Below are 18335 nucleotides of genomic sequence, written 5' to 3' on the forward strand. Positions count from 1 at the left end.
ACAACTTCAAAACTACATGCGTTCAGGAACCTGAATACCTAACAATCCAAAACTATTTTTTATAGTGTTTGCAACTACATTTGATAGTTGCACTCTAAATGTCTTTTCAGTTTCATTATCGGCTCCTAAAATGGATACATTTTGGTAAAAAGAATTGAATTCCTTAACCAAATCATAAGTATAATTCGCAATTAACGCTGGACTATGGTTCTCAGCAGCGTTTTGCACCACTTCAGGAAATAATTGAATCTGTTTTATAAGTTCTTTTTCTTTTGGATGAAGCGTCATTTCAACTGAGTTCCATGAAATTGCATTATCTAGGTCGCCTTTTCGCAAAATCGATTGAATTCTGGCATAGGTATACTGAATAAAAGGCCCCGTATTTCCTTGAAAATCTATGGATTCTTTAGGGTCAAATAAAATTCGTTTTTTAGGGTCAACTTTTAAAATATAGTACTTTAAAGCACCTAAACCAATGGTTTTATACAATTCTTTTTTTTCTTCTTTGGAGTAGCCATCGAGTTTACCTAGCTCTTCTGAAATTTCTTCAGCTGTGGTTGCCATATCATTAATTAAATCGTCGGCATCAACTACTGTACCTTCTCTACTTTTCATTTTTCCACTTGGCAAATCTACCATACCATAGCTTAAGTGATATAAGTTTTTAGCCCACTCAAAGCCTAACTTTTTTAGTATTAAAAACAGTACCTGAAAATGATAATCTTGCTCATTCCCAACGGTATAAACCATTCCTCCTACATCAGGAAAATCTTTAATTCTTTGAATAGCTGTACCAATATCTTGTGTCATGTAAACAGCAGTTCCATCGGCACGTTGTACTATTTTTTTATCAAGTCCGTCTTCGGTTAAATCACACCAAACAGATCCGTCTTCTTCTTTATGAAAAACACCAGAAGCTAAGCCTTCAGCAACAAACTCTTTGCCTAATAAATAAGTATTACTCTCGTAGTACAAGGTATCAAAATCAACTCCTAAATTTTTATATGTTTCATCGAAACCAGCGTAAACCCATCCGTTCATTTTCCTCCATAACGCAACAGTTTCTTCATCTCCAGCTTCCCATTTTAATAACATGTCTTGAGCTTCAATCAAAATTGGCGCCTGTTTTTTAGCATCGGATTCAGAAAGTCCTTGGGACATTAATTCCTGTATTTCTTTCTTGTATTCTTTATCAAATTTTACATAATAATTCCCTACTAACTTATCACCTTTTAAGCCCGTGCTTTCTGGAGTTTCTCCATTTCCAAAACGTTTCCAAGCCAACATACTTTTACAAATATGAATCCCTCGGTCGTTTATAATTTGAGTTTTATAAACTTTCTTCCCTGATGCCTTTAAAATTTCCGCAACACTATATCCTAAAAGATTATTACGAATATGTCCTAAATGCAAAGGTTTATTGGTATTAGGTGAAGAATACTCTACCATAATAGCCTTTTCTTCTGCCTTTGGCGAAATAAAACCAAATGTATTTTCTTGTTTTATATTATTGAAAAAGTCAAGATAATACGCATCGCTAATTTCAACATTTAAAAAGCCTTTTACCACGTTGAATGCCTTTACCTCAGAAATATTATCCACTAAAAAATGACCTATAGTTTCTCCTATTTGAACCGGATTGCCCTTTATAAGGCGAAGCATCGGAAAAATAACAACTGTAATATCTCCCGCAAATTCTTTTCTTGTTGCTTGAAATTCAACAGTATCTAAACTCACATTAAAGTTAGAATCCACGGCTTGTTTAACGCCATTTGATAAAGTGTCTTGAAGGCTCATTTTACTCTTTTTTAAGGCTGCAAAGATAGAACTTTAAATCAAGTTTAAAATCGTTTTTACACTTAAAAGATTATATTAGAGCTCATGAAAAACTACTTTGTTTTATTATTCGTTTGATGCTTAATTTTTATTGATGATCTTCATTTAATCCATTTTTAGTAAACCAAATTTTTTTGTGTTTATATTATTCATATCATAATATAATTAAGCACACTACCTGCTTTTGTATTAATTATAATGAATTTCGTACAGACTATTCAAAAATATTACTAATAATAAAATACTTTGCATTTCATCGACAGAAGTGTCGTTTTTCTATGATTTTTACCGTTAATCTATTCGTCGATTTTAGTCTATTTTTTTTTGTAGTCATTCAACTAATTTATTGGTATTAAAACGCAGAAATTAGATTTTAAATATCCTTTTTTCAACTTTTGCGTGGTAATGCTATTATCTCAAATATTTGAGTTAAGAATTAATGTTAACAATAATTATTACTAAATAAAGTAATCTTATTTTCCCTCAAAATTTAAGACCCCTAAATATTACTTTATTCATAGTTGTGATTTAAATGTTATAATGAGGAGAATAATTATTTTATTGTTTATGTTGACTGTTTCTATTGGTTTATCTCAAACCGAGGACATAGATAAGCTTGCAATAGAATTAGCTTTCCAAGAACAAGACTCATTAAAAATTGAAACCTCAATAAAACTTATTAAGGCGCTTTATCATGCAAATGACTACGAAAGAGCATTAGAATATATTATTAAAAGTGAAAAACTTTCAAACGAGCTAGACTACAAAAAAGGTATTGCAGAAATCACCTTTTACAAATCGCTAATTTACGCCCAAAAGGGAGACTATATAAATGCTGTTAGCGGTTACAATAAATCGAAAGGACTATTTAGCATACTTCACGACACGCTAAGTATAGCCAAAGTTAATAACAGTATTGGTTTAATAGAAATTAAACGAGGAAATTATAATAAAGGTTTACAATTCTCCTTAAAGGCTATTGAAGAACTTGAAAAAAGAAATCTTATAACAGATTTAAATCTTGCCTACAGTAATTTAGCAAAAGCCTATTATAACCTTAATTTATCTGAAAAAGCTATTGAATTTTATTTAAAGGCTTTAAATGTACAATTGAAATTAAATGACACCAAAGGCATTATTGAATCTCATAGTAAATTAGCAGAACTATATTCTAATAAAAAAGAACATAGAAAAGCAATCGAATATTATGAAAAAGTGTTGGAAAGTGGCGAATCAAATAACGACTCTGTTCGCGGGCAAGTATATCCTAAATTGGGAGGTGAATACTTAAAATTTAATGATTATGATAGAGCTACAAGGTATTTAGTACAAGGTTATAATATAAATACTAGAACAAAAAATAAAACTGGATTATTACTAGCCTTGAATAATTTAGGAGATTTAAATTTAAGACAAGGCAGATTAAATATCGCAGAAAAACAACTTGTTGATGCCGGCGACATTGCAAAAAGCTTAAATAATAAAACGGAGCTTTTAAGGCATTATAAGTTAATGAAAACTTTAGATTCTACTCGTAAACGTTTTGACAGAGCTTTCGTTTGGCAACGTGAATATTATGAATTAAATAATAAGCTTAAAAATTCTGAAATTAAACAGGCGCAACAAATTATTAATCAAACTCCTGTTAATACAGAAACAAATACCAATCTCGTAAACCAATCTGAAGTTCGATCTACGGTTAGCAAAATCACGCCTACTGAAAAGGCAGTGCTTGACAAAAAATTAGATAAATACAAACTAATACTTTACGCACTGGTCGCAGCGCTTTTAGTGGTTTCTGCTTTACTAGTTTTAGTGTATTTAAAACGAAACAGCAATATTAAGTACACCCAGGATTTAGAGGAAAAAAATATAAAAATTCAACTACAGAACGAAGCCTTTCAAGAGCAAACAAAGCATCTAGAAAATGTAAATAATGTAAAAGACAAATTGTTTTCTATTGTTTCTCACGATTTAAAAGATTCGTTATCGTCAATAAATGGCTTTATAGATTTATTAAAGGATGGTTCTCTCTCAAGAGAAGAATTTGATAATTTAATCCCAGAATTAAGTGAGAACGCTAATAACGCCTCACTGCTACTTTTCAACTTACTTAATTGGTCTAAATCTCAAATGCAATCGCTAGAGCCCAAACCGAGTTTATTTGATATACAAGAGGTTTTTGAAAGTAAAATTAAGTTGATTGAACAGCGTATGGAAAATAAAGGAATTTCTTTAGTAGACCATTCTTTACGCGATTTTGCATATGCTGATAGAAGTATGTTTGAAATTGTAGTTCAAAACCTGCTTGCAAACGCACTAAAATTCTGTAAGAGTGGCGATACCATTACAATTTCAAACCATATTAGCAATGGTAGTTGTATTGTAAGTATTGCTGATACAGGAATTGGCATTTCTAAAGAAAACATAAATAGACTTTTTAACAATAGTTCTTTCACCACAATGGGTACTGACAACGAAAAAGGAACAGGATTAGGACTTTCTATTTGTAAAGAACTTGTAGAACTAAATCATGGTAAAATTTGGGTTGAAAGCACCCAAGGCGTGGGAAGCACATTTTACGTTCAGCTTCCTAAATCAAGACCAAATAGTTAGACTTTATTTTTAGATTTAGGCAAAAACACTTCTGCCATCATACAACGCGCACTTCCACCACCGCAAGTTTCTATAGTTTCCAAAGAGCTAGAAAGTATATTACAATGCTTTTCTATTTGCTTAATTTGAGCTTTTGTTAATGAATCATAGGCAGCTTGACTCATAATTAGATATCTCACGTCATTATCTCCTTTAACTTGAAGCATATTGCCAGCAAAATTATTGAGTTGCGTTTCTGTAATATCAATAACCTCTTTCCCATCTTCTTTTAAATGCTTAATAACATTTTTTCTCTCTTTCTTATCATCTATACTACTTAAACAAATAACTGCAAAGGTTTCAGCAATGCACATCATAACATTGGTATGATAAATTGGTTTACGCGCACCATCTACAGTTTGGTATGACGTAAAAATTACAGGAGAATATTCAAAATCTTCGCAAAATTCTATAAACAGGTCTTCGTCTGCACGTGGTGATAAAGCACAATAAGCCTTTCTATTGACTCTATCAAGAATAATACTTCCAGTTCCTTCCAGAAACACTTGTTCTTCTTCTGCGCTTGTGTAATCAATAATATTGTTAATTAAGAAACCTTCTTTTTCAATGGTTTCAAGAATATCTTCGCGACGTTCTTTTCTTCGATTTTCAGCAAACATAGGATATAATCCAACGTCGCCATTTTCATGAAATGATACCCAATTATTTGGAAAAATAGAATCTGGTGTATCAGTTTCCATTCTATCTTTAACCACAATTACCTTCACGCCTATGGCTCTAAGTTTTTCAACAAAAGCATCAAACTCTTTTTGTGCTTTGGTATTGATAGTATCGGGCAATACATCATCAATATCTTTCTGATAATAATTATTTACAGCAGTTTGTTCATTCATCCTAAAATTTACAGGACGAACCATCAAGATGGTATTTGTAGTTTGTTGCATTCCTTTTAATCTCTAATTAATGGCATTGTAGTGCATCGTAATAATCCTTCTTGTTTTCCTATTTCGGCATAAGGTACTTCTTCAACAGTAAAGCCTTGTTTTCTTAGCCAACTATTTAATCTTGTAAAGTTTCGTTCTGAAATAATTACATCTTCAGAAATCGAAAATACATTGCTGCACATTTGATACATTTCATCTTTTGTAATTTCAAAAATATTTTCTTTTCCAAAAAAATCAACCAACCATTGATACTCATCTTCAATAAGAAATCCGTTTTTATGAATAATAGCTTTACCCTTTCCTAATGGGTTAAAGCAACAATCTAAGTGTAGCGCATTTTCTTTTGGATCTGTGTTAGATTTCCTAAGCTCAAAAGACTTTACTTTCTTATGTGGAAATATATCTTGTATAGCCTTAACAGCGTGTATATTAGTACGAGCTGTAATCAAATCTGAATAATCGTTACCAGAATATGTTCCTATAAAGATATGATCGTACCAAGGCATGACATCACCTCCTTCAACATGACAGTTTTCTGGTAATATAATTCGCTTATTCTCTGCAACTTGATTCCATATATAATCAATGGCTTCAACTTCTTCTTCTCTATGAGGTAGTATATTAGCCTCAATTAAAATATCATCAATTACAAAAGCAATATCTCTAGCAAAAATTTGATTGCAGTCTTGTATTACCTCAGGTCTAAATACTTTTACTCCGTATTTTTTAAATACCTCATCAACGGCATCCAACTCTTTAATCATATCTGCCTCTGTTGGATATGTTCCTGCTTTTATATGTTCTATACTTTTAGGATCATAGCAATCTTCAATTTTAGGAATTGGCCCATTACTTAATGCCGTTCCTAAAACCACTGCTCGTAATCTTGATATTTCGTTTTGAACATTTAGTTTTAGCATACTTTTTCGGATTAAAAAGGCATTTAAATTTCAACTTCAAAACTAAGAATAATAATAGACAAATTAAGTTATTCTTATAAAATTAGATAAAAAAAAGAAAAGCTTCATGAATTTATCATGAAGCTTAAGAATATTTTAAAAATATGAAAATTATTTTCGATCTTCAACAGGAACGAATGCTCTCTGAGTTGCTCCTACGTAAATTTGTCTTGGTCTTCCGATTGGTTCTTTTTTAAGGCGCATTTCTCTCCATTGTGCAATCCAACCTGGCAATCGTCCTATGGCAAACATTACCGTGAACATTTCTGTTGGTATACCCATAGCTCTATAAATTATTCCAGAATAAAAATCTACATTCGGATATAGTTTTCTATCCACAAAATATTTATCCTCTAAAGCTTCTTTTTCAAGTCCTTTAGCAATGTCGAGTATAGGGTCTTCTATTCCTAAATCGTGTAAAACCTGATCTGCAGCTTTCTTTATAATTCTAGCACGAGGATCAAAATTCTTGTAAACACGATGTCCGAAGCCCATTAGTCTAAAAGGATCATTTTTATCCTTTGCTTTTTCCATATATTTTTTAGTATCACCTCCATCAGCCTGAATAGCTTCTAACATTTCTATTACTGCTTGGTTAGCTCCACCATGTAATGGACCCCATAATGCAGAAATTCCAGCTGAAAGCGATGCAAATAAACCAGCATGTGAAGATCCAACAATTCTTACTGTAGATGTTGAACAGTTTTGTTCATGGTCTGCATGCAAGATTAATAACTTATCTAGAGCGTTAACTAAAACCGGGTTTTGAACATAGCAACTGTTTGGTCTAGAAAACATCATCTTTAATAGATTTTCAACATAACCTAGCGTGTTATCTCCATAATCCAAAGGTTGTCCTTGTTTCTTTCGCATGGTCCATGCCACTAAAACTGGCATTTTACCAAGAATTCTTACTACCGATTTGTACATTTCAGCTTCTGAAGAAACGTCTACAGATGACGGATTAAATGCGGTAAGGGCACTTGTTAATGATGAGATAACTCCCATAGGATGTGCAGCCTTCGGGAAGGCATCTAATATCTTTTTGACATCTTCATCAACAGCCGATTCAGCCTTTATATCATCATGAAATTTATCATTCTGCTCTTTTGTTGGTAATTCACCAAAAATTAATAAGTAAGCAACTTCTAAAAAGTCAACTTTATCGGCTAAATCTTCAATGTTATATCCACGATATCTTAAAATTCCTTTTTCACCATCTAAAAATGTAATTGCACTTTCACAAGACCCTGTATTTTTATAACCAGGATCAATAGTAATAACACCTTTGGTTGTTGCTCTAAGTTTAGAAATATCTATTGCAACTTCATTTTCTGTTCCTTTAACTAGTGGGAATTCGTAATTTTTTCCTTCAATTTCAATTTTAGCCGTATTTGCCATATTCTTATTTAGTGAATTTAATTTTTATGCGGAATGCTAAAGTACAAAATATCTAATTATTTTATTAGATTATCTCAATCGTTTTCGTTGATTTAAGAAATATTAAAATTGACACTAAATAAAAAAGCGATTATTTAAAAATAATCGCTTTTAGTATAAAAAATATAATGCTATTTATTTTATTTTAAATGCATTCTCTTGTGGAAAGTATGCAACTTCACCTAACTCCTCTTCAATTCTAAGTAATTGATTGTATTTAGCCATACGATCACTACGTGAAGCAGAACCAGTTTTAATTTGTCCGCAGTTTAAAGCAACAGCTAAATCAGCAATTGTATTATCTTCTGTTTCGCCAGAACGGTGCGACATTACAGAAGTATAACCAGCATTTTTAGCCATATTTACTGCAGCAATAGTTTCAGTTAAAGATCCAATTTGGTTTACTTTAATAAGGATTGAATTGGCAATTCCATTTTCAATTCCTCTAGATAAACGCTCAACATTAGTTACAAATAAATCATCACCTACTAATTGTACTTTATCTCCAATAAGTTCGGTTAAATAACTCCAACCTTCCCAATCATTTTCATCCATACCATCTTCTATTGAAATAATTGGGTATTTAGAAGCTAATTCAGCTAAATACTCAGCTTGTTCTTTAGATGTTCTTACTACTCCTGAATCGCCTTCAAATTTCTTGTAATCATATTTACCGTTTACAAAAAATTCAGCAGAAGCACAGTCTAGAGCAATTTTAATTTCGTCGCCAAATTTATAACCTGCATTTTCAACAGCTTTAGCAATTGTATCTAAAGCATCTTCTGTTCCTCCAGCTAAGTTAGGAGCAAAACCACCTTCATCACCAACAGCTGTACTTAAGTCTCTATCGTGTAGTACCTTTTTTAGGTTATGAAAAATTTCAGTTCCCATTTGCATGGCATGTGTAAAAGTTTTTGCTTTTACCGGCATAATCATAAACTCCTGGAATGCTATTGGAGCATCACTATGCGATCCACCATTAATGATATTCATCATAGGGACAGGTAGCGTGTTAGCAGAAACCCCACCAACGTATCGATATAATGGCATATTAAGCTCGTTAGCAGCAGCTTTTGCTACAGCTAATGAAACACCTAAAATAGCGTTTGCACCTAATTTAGATTTATTTGGAGTCCCATCTAAATCTATCATAATTTTATCAATCAGGTTTTGTTCAAAAACTGAAACTCCTATTAATTCTTCTACAATTATAGTGTTTACATTTTCAACAGCTTTCAAAACACCTTTACCCATATAAGTATTTCCGCCATCACGTAATTCAACAGCTTCATGCTCACCAGTTGATGCTCCTGATGGCACAGCAGCTCTACCTAATATGTTATTTTCAGTTACTACGTCTACTTCTACTGTTGGATTTCCTCTTGAATCTAGAATCTGTCTAGCGTGGATATTTATAATTATACTCATAATTGGTTTGTTTTTAATCTTTTATTACTTCAAATTTACGGTTAAATCTTGTTTTTTTTAATATGTTTGATTAGAAATTGAAAAAATATCGTCTATAACGTTTTAGTTAAAAAGTCTAAATTATTCGACTGAATAATTTAGACTTTTTAAATTCTTTTATTTCTTTAAATTGCTTATAAATTGATCAAAAAGATATGACGAATCATGAGGTCCTGGACTAGCTTCAGGGTGATATTGCACTGAAAATACATTTTTGTTCTTCATGGCTAAGCCAGCCACTGTGTTATCGTTTAAATGTAAATGCGTGATTTCCAAATCTGGATTTTGCTCTGCCTCTTCTCTATTCACCGCAAAACCATGGTTTTGAGAAGTAATTTCACCTTTACCAGTTATTAAATTTTTTACAGGATGATTAATACCTCTATGGCCATTATGCATTTTATAGGTTGATACGCCATTGGCGCGCGCAATAACTTGATGACCCAAACAGATACCAAATAAAGGTAAATCTCTTTTTATAATCTCTTTAGCCACCTCTTGAGCTTCTAATAAAGGTTCTGGATCTCCTGGTCCATTTGATAAGAAATACCCATCTGGCTTAAACGCTTCCAAATCTTCAAACTTCGAATCATATGGAAAAACTTTTATGTAAGCATCTCTTTCAGCTATATTTCTAAGTATATTCTTTTTTATACCAATATCTAAAGCTGCTACTTTATAAGTTGCGTTTTCATTTCCAAAATAATAAGGTTCTTTTGTAGACACTTTAGAAGCTAATTCCAGTCCTTCCATATTAGGCACTTCTGCTAATTGCTTTTTTAAGCCTTCAATGTTATCTACTTCAGTAGAAATTACTGCATTCATAGCGCCATGGTCTCTTATATAACTTACCAATGCTCTTGTATCAACATCTGAAATAGCTAAGAGGTTATTCTTGTCAAGAAAATCTTCTAATGATGAATCTGCTGCATCTCTAGAATATTCGTAACTAAAATTTTTCACTATTAAACCTGCAATCTTTATAGAATCAGATTCTACTTCATCTACATTTGTACCATAATTCCCGATATGGGCATTGGTAGCTACCATTAGCTGTCCAAAATAAGAAGGGTCTGTGAAAATTTCTTGATAACCTGTCATTCCAGTGTTAAAACAAACTTCACCAAATGAAGTTCCTTGTTTATTTCCCACTGCTTTACCGTAAAAAATTGTGCCATCTGCTAGAAGAACGATAGCTTTTTGTCTTTTTTGATATTTCATATTTCTTTTGAAAAGTTTTGCAAAATTGCATAAAAAAAAGGATAAACTAAAATAGTTTATCCTTTATATATTAAATGCTTATTAACATTATAATGAGTTTTGAAAATTTAAAATTGTTTGTAATCGTTTTTCGTCCTTAATATTAATATTATTGTCTTTTATAAAATTAAGAACCATTTTAGCATCTTTACTAAACAAATTACTAAATGCCTTTTTATTGAGCTTTAACTCTTTAATTACATTTCCTTTTTTAGAATAAAGTATTTCTTTATTTACATAGCGGTCTTTTTCTTTCACTTGTGTCAAAGGATTTAAATTGCCTTTCTTAACTATTTTAGTATGCCATTTTAATATTTCGAGATCTTCGTTAAACGCAATCACTTCTAAAAAAGTCCTTTTCCCTTGCAAACTATACTCTTTAAAAGTTTTATTATTTAATCTAACTTCCTTTATACTGGCATTATCAAAAACATAAACCGAATCATTAGATACTTTTACACAAAATTTATTGTTTTTTGTGTCGTAATTTAAGTCGTTGATAATTAATTTTTTATCATTCTGTGTCGAGATAATAGCATATGATTTCCAATTATCATAAAGATACATAGATCCATCAACGCCATCATCAATAGGATTGCTTATCCATGCCCCAATTGAATTTGAATTTAATCCAGAATAATCATTCGTAATTCTAGTAGAATCATCTCTTTGTGCAAAGACCAAAGTAACGCTCAAAAGAAAGATACCGATAACTAAATTTTTCATGTTTATATTTATTAAGTCCTATAAATATAAGAAATAATTATAATGTTTTGGAATACTCGATAATTGCCTTGACGTCTTCAGCTTTTTTAAATTTGAGTTTATGTTGCTTTGCAAATGTCTTAACACGATCTAATTTGTTTTTATTGATTAATGATAAGATTGATCTTTTATTAACTTTAAAGCTTTTAAGATCCTCCCCCTTGCTGTTTGCAATGTAATACACCTCTTTTTTTATTAGTGCATCTTTTTGCAATTTTTGCATCGTCATAGGGTTTATTTGTCCTTCTTTTAATTCAACCGTATGCTTTTCTAAAAGTACTTTTCCGTTTATTGTTGCTATTTTTTGGAAGTAGGAATTTCTCTGAAACTCAGGATCGAGTCTTCGTATAAACTCTTTATCACGTATCACAACCTTCTTTATGCCCTGAGGATCAATTGCAAAAACAGAGTCTTCTGAAATTTTAGCTTCAAATCGCTCAAGTTGCATATTATAATTCATAGACATAATGCTTAAAACCCTATTGCTTAAATAGATTTTACCATTATTAAACCAAGAATCATAGAGATAAGGAGACCCTTTTAAATCCACTTTTTGGGATACAGATTTCACCCACATGCCATTTCCAAAATCATTAACCCCAATATTATCTATTCTTCCATTATTATCATAAGAAGACTGCGACATTCCTTTTAGCCCCAGACATACAACTAATATCACTAACAATTTATTCATATAGTATTTAACTTTTTTTTAAGATTTTACAAAAAAAAAGGATAAACTATTACAGTTTATCCTTTTTATATTTAAATGTTTAAAACACATTTATTCTTCTTCGTTTGATGCTTTTGTTTCAACTGGAGCAGGAGCTGGTTTTGAACCTCCACGTCTACTTCTTCTAGTTGTTTTCTTAGTAGCTTTTCCTGCATTATAGATTTCGTTGTAATCAACTAATTCTATCATTGCCATATCAGCGTTATCACCTAAACGATTACCTAGTTTTATAATTCTAGTATATCCTCCTGGTCTGTCTGCCACTTTAGCCGCAACATCTCTAAACAATTCTGCAACAGCATCCTTTTGTCTTAATTTAGACATAACAAGACGTCTGTTATGTGTTGTGTCTTGTTTAGATTTTGTAATCATTGGCTCTACAAATTGTTTTAAAGCTTTTGCTTTTGCAACAGTTGTATTAATACGCTTGTGCTCAATTAATGAACAAGCCATATTTGCTAACATTGCTTTTCTGTGAGCTGTTTGTCTACCTAAGTGGTTTACTTTTTTTCCGTGTCTCATGACGTTTGTTTTATCATCTTGCTACCAAACTCGTTATCCGAGGAGCAAAATATGATTAATTAATCTTTATCTAATTTATATTTACTTAAATCCATTCCGAAGTTTAGTCCTTTAACATTCACAAGCTCTTCAAGCTCGGTTAAAGACTTCTTACCAAAGTTTCTGAATTTCATTAAATCATTTTTATTGAAAGATACCAAATCTCCTAAGGTATCAACTTCTGCAGCTTTTAAACAATTAAGGGCACGAACAGATAAATCCATATCGATTAACTTCGTTTTAAGCAACTGTCTCATATGTAATGATTCTTCATCATATGTTTCAGTTTGTGCAATTTCATCAGCTTCTAAAGTTATACGCTCATCAGAGAATAACATGAAGTGGTGAATTAACGTTTTAGCACCTTCAGTTAAAGCATCTTGTGGCGTAATTGACCCATCAGTAATGATTTCAAAAACTAATTTTTCGTAATCTGTTTTTTGTTCAACACGATAGTTCTCGATACTATACTTTACGTTTTTTATAGGTGTATAAATTGAATCAGTAAAAATAGTTCCAACTGGCGCAGAAGCTTTTTTGTTTTCTTCTGCAGGAACATATCCTCTACCTTTTTCAATAGTGATTTCCATATTTAAATTCACTTTAGGATCTAAATTACAGATAACTAATTCTGTATTCAATACTTGAAATCCTGAAATAAATTTTTGTATATCTCCAGCAGTAATTCTTTCTTGACCTGAAATTGAAATAGATATTGATTCATTATCGATATCTTCAATTTGTCTTTTGAAACGAACTTGCTTTAAGTTTAAGATAATTTCTGTTACATCTTCCACCACACCAGCTATTGCTGAAAACTCATGATCTACACCTTCTATTCTAACTGAAGTAATTGCAAAACCTTCTAAAGAAGATAATAAAACTCTTCTAAGTGCATTTCCAACTGTTAGACCATAACCTGGTTCTAAAGGTCTGAATTCGAATTTGCCTTCGAAATCAGTAGAATCAATCATGATTACTTTGTCGGGCTTCTGAAAATTAAATACTGCCATTTTTTTCTTCGTTTTAATTGTTATTTAGTTGCGCGGTTTAAAAGTTTGAAGAAATACTTATAAACCCTTTGGCCAAATACCAATGTTAATAATTTATTATTTAGAGTATAATTCGACTATGAATTGTTCATTTATGTTCTCTGGAATTTGGATTCTTGCAGGAACAGAAACATAAGTTCCTTGTTTCGTATCAGAATTCCAAGTTATCCATTCATAAACGTTGCTTGAGTTTGAAAGTGATCTTTCAATAGCTTCAAGTGATTTTGATTTTTCTCTTACAGCAATAACATCTCCAGCCTTTAATTGGTAAGAAGGTATATTTACCAACTCGCCATTAACGGTGATGTGTCTGTGAGATACCAATTGTCTTGCAGCACTTCTAGTAGGAGCAATTCCCATTCTAAATACTACATTGTCTAATCTTGACTCACAAAGTTGTAAAAGTACTTCACCTGTAATACCTTGAGCAGACCTTGCGCTTTTAAACAAGTTTCTGAATTGACGCTCTAATATACCGTAAGTATATTTTGCTTTTTGCTTTTCTTGAAGTTGAATAGCGTATTCAGATTTTTTACCACGTCTTCTGTTATTTCCATGTTGACCTGGAGGGTAATTTCTTTTTTCGAACGACTTATCGTCTCCGAAGATAGCTTCGCCAAATTTACGAGCTATTTTAGTTTTAGGACCAGTATATCTTGCCATTTTAAATTTGTTTTGAGAGTGATTATGAATTAAGGTCTTAATCTTATCCTTCGATAATCGTTGATCTCTCGTTAATACTTGTTAATTATTTTTTCGGTTTGCAAATTTATACAAAAAATTAATACCATCTGGCATTCAGATGATATTAATTTTTCTATTTGCTTTATTCAATAAACGTCAGCTAAAACGTTATTAAACTCTTCTTCTTTTTGGAGGGCGACATCCATTGTGTGGTAATGGAGTAACATCAATAATTTCTGTTACTTCAATCCCTGCATTATGAATAGAACGGATAGCAGATTCTCTACCATTTCCTGGTCCTTTTACATAAACTTTCACCTTTCTTAAACCAGCTTCGTGAGCTACTGAAGATGCATCTTCTGCTGCTAATTGAGCCGCGTATGGTGTGTTTTTCTTTGAACCTCTAAATCCCATCTTACCTGCAGAAGACCATGAAATAACGTCTCCTTTTTTATTGGTAAGAGAAATAATGATGTTGTTAAAAGAAGCTGTTACATGCGCTTCTCCAACGGAATCAACTATAACTTTACGTTTTTTTGTGCTTGTTTTTGCCATAATTTCTAGTGCTTAGTTTTAGTGATAGTCGCTAGAATCCTAAACCGTAATTTCAAACAGATTCCTTCCAACGTCTAATAACTAAAGACTAAATATTTCTAATTATTCTTACTTAGTTGCTTTTTTCTTGTTAGCAACAGTTTTTCTTCTACCTTTTCTAGTTCTAGAGTTGTTTTTAGTACGTTGTCCTCTTAATGGAAGACCAGCTCTATGACGAATACCTCTGTAACATCCAATGTCCATTAATCGCTTAATGTTTAATTGCGTTTCAGAACGTAATTCACCTTCAATAGTAAAAGTACCAACAGCCTCACGAATACCAGCAATTTGGTCATCCGTCCAGTCTTGAACTTTAATACTTTCGTCTACTTTAGCTGATGCTAAAATGTCTTTTGCTCTACTTCTACCTATTCCATAGATATAAGTTAAAGAGATTACTCCTCTTTTGTTTTTTGGTATGTCAACACCTGCAATTCTTGCCATAATTTACCCTTGTCTTTGTTTAAATCTAGGATTCTTTTTGTTTATCACGTAAAGTCTACCTTTTCTACGCACGATTTTACAATCTGCACTTCTTTTTTTAACTGAAGCTCTTACTTTCATCTTTTTCTAGTTTAAAAGTTTAAAGTTTAAAAGTTTAAAGTTGTTTAACTTATTACTTCATCACCTTACAACTTAATCTTTAGTATCTATAAGTTATTCGAGCCTTTGTTAAATCGTAAGGACTCATTTCTAATTTTACTTTATCACCCGGTAATAATTTAATGTAATGCATACGCATTTTACCAGAGATATGAGCAGTCACAATGTGACCGTTTTCTAACTCAACACGAAACATAGCATTTGATAATGCTTCTATAATCGTTCCGTCTTGCTCTATTGCTGCTTGTTTTGCCATAGTATAATAATTAAGCTACTGCTTTTCTATTTTTACCAGTCTTCATCAAACCATCATAGTGTCTATTCAACAAATACGAATTAATTTGCTGCATAGTATCAATTGCCACTCCAACCATAATTAATAGTGATGTTCCACCGAAAAACAACGCCCAACCTTGCTGTACACCCATGAGTTTAACTATTACCGCCGGAAATACAGCGATAAGTGCTAAAAATATAGAACCAGGTAAGGTTATTTGAGACATTATTTTATCTAAAAATTCTGATGTTTCAGAACCTGGACGAATACCTGGAATAAAACCACCACTACGTTTCAAGTCGTCTGCCATTTTATTGGTAGGCACTGTAATTGCCGTATAAAAGTAAGTGAATACTATAATTAATAAAGCAAATGTAATGTTATAAACTAATCCAAAAATATCAGAATAGTTAGTTTGTAACCATGTTCCGAAAGCTGTTTCTTTTAAGAACGATGATCCTCCAATTAAACTTGGAACAAACATGATTGCTTGTGCAAATATAATTGGCATTACTCCAGATGCATTTAACTTCAATGGAATGTATTGTCTAGAACCTGCCATAGCGCTCTTTTCATAACCGCCTGACGCCGTTCTTCTAGCATATTGTACAGCAATCTTTCTTACTCCCATTACTAACATAATAGAAGCTAAAATGATAACAAACCAGATAACTAGCTCAATAAGTACCATCATTAATCCACCATTTCCACCACCTTCTAATCTCGTTGCCGAGTTTTGCAAGAAGGCTTGAGGTAAAGTAGCTATAATACCAACCATAATTAACAGAGAAATACCATTACCAATACCTTTATCAGTTATTTTTTCTCCTAACCACATTGCGAAAATACATCCTGTTACTAAAATAGTTACTGATGAGAAATAGAATAATGGCCCTGTACCTAATAAAAATGCCGTAGAAGGAATTCCTAATGCTGGTAAACTTGCTAAATATCCTGGTGCTTGCAATAAACAGATAGCGATTGTTAACCAACGTGTAATCTGATTGATTTTCTTTTGGCCACTAGCACCTTCCTTTTGCAGTTTCTGCAAATAAGGAATAGCAATTCCCATTAATTGAACAACAATAGAAGCAGAAATGTAAGGCATGATCCCTAAAGCAAAAACCGAGGCATTTGCGAACGCTCCTCCTGTAAAGGCGTTAAGCAAACCTAACAAACCACTGTCTGTTTTTTCTGCTAAACCTCCAAGTTGTGCAGCATCGATACCAGGTAAAACTACTTGAGCACCAAAACGATAAACCAATAACAGACTCAAAGTTACTATGATTCTGTTTCTTAGTTCTTCTATTTTCCAAACATTCTTAATCGATTCTATAATTTTCATACTTATAAAAAGTCTTATATAGTTACAGCTTCTCCTCCTGCAGCTTCAATCGCAGCTTTTGCTGAAGCAGTAAACTTATGAGCAGATACTTTTAATTTTGCTTTTAATTCACCTCTACCTAAAATCTTAACTAGATCATTTTTTCCAGCTAAACGGTTTGCGAATAATGTTTCAAAATCTACTGTATCTTTTATTTTCTTCTCATCAACCAATTGTTGTAATGTATCTAGATTGATTCCTTGATACTCAACACGGTTAATGTTAGTAAAACCAAACTTAGGAACACGTCTTTGAAGTGGCATTTGACCTCCTTCAAATCCTAATTTCTTAGAATAACCAGAACGAGATTTAGCTCCTTTGTGACCACGAGTTGCGGTACCACCTTTTCCAGAACCTTGTCCACGACCTATTCTTTTTCCTTGAGTTTTTACTGAACCTTCTGCAGGTTTTAAATTACTTAAATCCATTTTTCAGTTTATATTTTTAAGCTTCTTCTACAGAAACTAAATGTGAAACTTTAGCAACCATACCAAGTATATTTGGTGTAGCTTCATGCTCTTTTACTTGACCAATCTTTTTAAGACCTAGAGCTTCTAAAGTTCTTTTTTGTCTTTGCGTACGATTGATTGCGCTTTTAACTTTTTTTACTTTAATCTTTGCCATTTCTGTCTTTATTAAGCGTTAAAAACTTGTTCAAGTGAAATACCTCTATCTCTAGCAATAGTATTCGCATCTCTTAATTGTAATAAAGCATCAAATGTTGCTTTTACTACATTATGAGGATTTGAAGACCCTTGAGATTTTGATAATACATCGTGTACACCAACTGCCTCAAGAACTGTTCTTACAGCTCCACCAGCAATTACACCTGTACCAGGCGCAGCAGGAATAATATTTACTCTAGCTCCACCATATTTACCTTTTTGCTCGTGTGGTAACGTTCCTTTTATAATAGGAATTCTTACTAGGTTTTTCTTAGCATCTTCAACAGCTTTTGCAATTGCACTAGCAACATCTTTAGATTTTCCTAAGCCTTGACCTACAACACCAGCTTCATCACCAACTACTACAATTGCTGAAAAACCAAATGCTCTACCACCTTTAGTTACTTTTGTAACTCTTTGTACACCAACTAAACGATCTTTAAGATCTAATCCACCTGGTTTTACTAACTCTGCACTTTTATATTTTTGAAACAT

Annotated in this window: 20 protein-coding genes; 1 reads left to right on the plus strand and 19 read right to left on the minus strand. The window is 32.3% G+C overall.

The genetic code is table 11. From position 1 onward, the window contains the following. Positions 1-12 precede the first annotated feature (12 nt). Entirely contained in the window at positions 13-1797 is a 1785-nt protein-coding gene (gene argS / locus BUA46_RS01685; protein ID WP_019386301.1) for an arginine--tRNA ligase, read from the minus strand. Between the two features lie 579 nt (positions 1798-2376). Here argS and BUA46_RS01690 point away from each other — a divergent pair. Next, positions 2377-4452: a tetratricopeptide repeat-containing sensor histidine kinase gene (locus BUA46_RS01690; RefSeq protein ID WP_035105897.1), complete on the plus strand. Its 2076-nt coding sequence runs from the start codon at positions 2377-2379 to the stop codon at positions 4450-4452. Here BUA46_RS01690 and ctlX read toward each other — a convergent pair. The 18 genes from ctlX to rpsE all read right to left on the minus strand — a co-directional run bounded on the left by ctlX (position 4449) and on the right by rpsE (position 18335). After that, positions 4449-5396 (minus strand): citrulline utilization hydrolase CtlX, encoded by a 948-nt coding sequence (gene ctlX, locus BUA46_RS01695; RefSeq protein WP_026009905.1) that lies wholly within the window; start codon positions 5394-5396, stop codon positions 4449-4451. The two genes, BUA46_RS01690 and ctlX, sit on opposite strands and share 4 nt — an antisense overlap. Before the next feature lie 5 nt (positions 5397-5401). Next, a complete protein-coding gene (locus BUA46_RS01700; protein ID WP_019386298.1) occupies positions 5402-6316 on the minus strand; it encodes a dimethylarginine dimethylaminohydrolase family protein in 915 nt (304 codons plus the stop codon). A gap of 150 nt (positions 6317-6466) precedes the next feature. After that, positions 6467-7756 (minus strand): citrate synthase, encoded by a 1290-nt coding sequence (locus BUA46_RS01705; RefSeq protein ID WP_019386297.1) that lies wholly within the window; start codon positions 7754-7756, stop codon positions 6467-6469. Between the two features lie 174 nt (positions 7757-7930). Continuing rightward, entirely contained in the window at positions 7931-9223 is a 1293-nt protein-coding gene (gene eno, locus BUA46_RS01710; RefSeq protein WP_019386296.1) for a phosphopyruvate hydratase, read from the minus strand. 156 nt (positions 9224-9379) lie between these two features. Continuing rightward, complete coding sequence (gene carA / locus BUA46_RS01715) at positions 9380-10483, minus strand: glutamine-hydrolyzing carbamoyl-phosphate synthase small subunit (RefSeq protein ID WP_019386295.1); 1104 nt, start codon at positions 10481-10483, stop codon at positions 9380-9382. Between the two features lie 87 nt (positions 10484-10570). Beyond that, positions 10571-11248: a hypothetical protein gene (locus BUA46_RS01720; RefSeq protein ID WP_019386294.1), complete on the minus strand. Its 678-nt coding sequence runs from the start codon at positions 11246-11248 to the stop codon at positions 10571-10573. A gap of 37 nt (positions 11249-11285) precedes the next feature. Then, positions 11286-11981, minus strand: a complete 696-nt coding sequence (locus BUA46_RS01725; protein WP_019386293.1) for a hypothetical protein — start codon at positions 11979-11981, stop codon at positions 11286-11288. A 90-nt stretch (positions 11982-12071) separates the two neighbouring features. Next, entirely contained in the window at positions 12072-12542 is a 471-nt protein-coding gene (rplQ, locus tag BUA46_RS01730) for a 50S ribosomal protein L17 (RefSeq protein WP_019386292.1), read from the minus strand. 59 nt (positions 12543-12601) lie between these two features. Next, on the minus strand, positions 12602-13594 hold the full coding sequence (locus BUA46_RS01735) for a DNA-directed RNA polymerase subunit alpha (RefSeq protein WP_026009904.1): 993 nt from the start codon (positions 13592-13594) through the stop codon (positions 12602-12604). Positions 13595-13690: 96 nt separating this feature from the next. Then, the gene (gene rpsD, locus BUA46_RS01740; protein ID WP_019386290.1) at positions 13691-14296 is read right to left on the minus strand and encodes a 30S ribosomal protein S4; all 606 of its coding nucleotides are present in this window, start codon (positions 14294-14296) and stop codon (positions 13691-13693) included. Between the two features lie 192 nt (positions 14297-14488). After that, entirely contained in the window at positions 14489-14872 is a 384-nt protein-coding gene (rpsK, locus tag BUA46_RS01745; protein ID WP_019386289.1) for a 30S ribosomal protein S11, read from the minus strand. Between the two features lie 108 nt (positions 14873-14980). Next, entirely contained in the window at positions 14981-15355 is a 375-nt protein-coding gene (gene rpsM, locus BUA46_RS01750) for a 30S ribosomal protein S13 (protein WP_019386288.1), read from the minus strand. A 3-nt stretch (positions 15356-15358) separates the two neighbouring features. Further along, positions 15359-15475, minus strand: coding sequence for a type B 50S ribosomal protein L36 (gene ykgO, locus BUA46_RS01755; RefSeq protein WP_013305171.1), 117 nt, complete (start codon positions 15473-15475; stop codon positions 15359-15361). Positions 15476-15554: 79 nt separating this feature from the next. Next, positions 15555-15770: a translation initiation factor IF-1 gene (gene infA / locus BUA46_RS01760; protein WP_007094967.1), complete on the minus strand. Its 216-nt coding sequence runs from the start codon at positions 15768-15770 to the stop codon at positions 15555-15557. A gap of 10 nt (positions 15771-15780) precedes the next feature. Beyond that, entirely contained in the window at positions 15781-17136 is a 1356-nt protein-coding gene (gene secY, locus BUA46_RS01765; RefSeq protein ID WP_019386287.1) for a preprotein translocase subunit SecY, read from the minus strand. Between the two features lie 14 nt (positions 17137-17150). Next, on the minus strand, positions 17151-17603 hold the full coding sequence (rplO, locus tag BUA46_RS01770; RefSeq protein WP_019386286.1) for a 50S ribosomal protein L15: 453 nt from the start codon (positions 17601-17603) through the stop codon (positions 17151-17153). A gap of 16 nt (positions 17604-17619) precedes the next feature. Next, entirely contained in the window at positions 17620-17799 is a 180-nt protein-coding gene (gene rpmD, locus BUA46_RS01775; RefSeq protein WP_019386285.1) for a 50S ribosomal protein L30, read from the minus strand. An 11-nt stretch (positions 17800-17810) separates the two neighbouring features. Continuing rightward, positions 17811-18335 carry a 30S ribosomal protein S5 gene (gene rpsE / locus BUA46_RS01780; protein WP_019386284.1) on the minus strand — a complete coding sequence of 175 codons (525 nt, stop codon included), beginning with the start codon at positions 18333-18335 and terminating at the stop codon, positions 17811-17813.

Origin of the sequence: Algibacter luteus, assembly GCF_900141715.1 — a bacterium.
GTDB classification, from domain to species: domain Bacteria; phylum Bacteroidota; class Bacteroidia; order Flavobacteriales; family Flavobacteriaceae; genus Arenitalea; species Arenitalea lutea.

What these genes read in the sequence shown, in the direction of transcription:
- argS (WP_019386301.1), bottom strand. Translation starts at nt 1,797, where the DNA reads ATGAGCCTTCAAGACACTTTATCAAATGGCGTTAAACAAGCCGTGGAT.
- BUA46_RS01690 (WP_035105897.1), top strand. Translation starts at nt 2,377, where the DNA reads ATGAGGAGAATAATTATTTTATTGTTTATGTTGACTGTTTCTATTGGT.
- ctlX (WP_026009905.1), bottom strand. Translation starts at nt 5,396, where the DNA reads ATGCAACAAACTACAAATACCATCTTGATGGTTCGTCCTGTAAATTTT.
- BUA46_RS01700 (WP_019386298.1), bottom strand. Translation starts at nt 6,316, where the DNA reads ATGCTAAAACTAAATGTTCAAAACGAAATATCAAGATTACGAGCAGTG.
- BUA46_RS01705 (WP_019386297.1), bottom strand. Translation starts at nt 7,756, where the DNA reads ATGGCAAATACGGCTAAAATTGAAATTGAAGGAAAAAATTACGAATTC.
- eno (WP_019386296.1), bottom strand. Translation starts at nt 9,223, where the DNA reads ATGAGTATAATTATAAATATCCACGCTAGACAGATTCTAGATTCAAGA.
- carA (WP_019386295.1), bottom strand. Translation starts at nt 10,483, where the DNA reads ATGAAATATCAAAAAAGACAAAAAGCTATCGTTCTTCTAGCAGATGGC.
- BUA46_RS01720 (WP_019386294.1), bottom strand. Translation starts at nt 11,248, where the DNA reads ATGAAAAATTTAGTTATCGGTATCTTTCTTTTGAGCGTTACTTTGGTC.
- BUA46_RS01725 (WP_019386293.1), bottom strand. Translation starts at nt 11,981, where the DNA reads ATGAATAAATTGTTAGTGATATTAGTTGTATGTCTGGGGCTAAAAGGA.
- rplQ (WP_019386292.1), bottom strand. Translation starts at nt 12,542, where the DNA reads ATGAGACACGGAAAAAAAGTAAACCACTTAGGTAGACAAACAGCTCAC.
- BUA46_RS01735 (WP_026009904.1), bottom strand. Translation starts at nt 13,594, where the DNA reads ATGGCAGTATTTAATTTTCAGAAGCCCGACAAAGTAATCATGATTGAT.
- rpsD (WP_019386290.1), bottom strand. Translation starts at nt 14,296, where the DNA reads ATGGCAAGATATACTGGTCCTAAAACTAAAATAGCTCGTAAATTTGGC.
- rpsK (WP_019386289.1), bottom strand. Translation starts at nt 14,872, where the DNA reads ATGGCAAAAACAAGCACAAAAAAACGTAAAGTTATAGTTGATTCCGTT.
- rpsM (WP_019386288.1), bottom strand. Translation starts at nt 15,355, where the DNA reads ATGGCAAGAATTGCAGGTGTTGACATACCAAAAAACAAAAGAGGAGTA.
- ykgO (WP_013305171.1), bottom strand. Translation starts at nt 15,475, where the DNA reads ATGAAAGTAAGAGCTTCAGTTAAAAAAAGAAGTGCAGATTGTAAAATC.
- infA (WP_007094967.1), bottom strand. Translation starts at nt 15,770, where the DNA reads ATGGCAAAACAAGCAGCAATAGAGCAAGACGGAACGATTATAGAAGCA.
- secY (WP_019386287.1), bottom strand. Translation starts at nt 17,136, where the DNA reads ATGAAAATTATAGAATCGATTAAGAATGTTTGGAAAATAGAAGAACTA.
- rplO (WP_019386286.1), bottom strand. Translation starts at nt 17,603, where the DNA reads ATGGATTTAAGTAATTTAAAACCTGCAGAAGGTTCAGTAAAAACTCAA.
- rpmD (WP_019386285.1), bottom strand. Translation starts at nt 17,799, where the DNA reads ATGGCAAAGATTAAAGTAAAAAAAGTTAAAAGCGCAATCAATCGTACG.
- rpsE (WP_019386284.1), bottom strand. Translation starts at nt 18,335, where the DNA reads ATGTTTCAAAAATATAAAAGTGCAGAGTTAGTAAAACCAGGTGGATTA.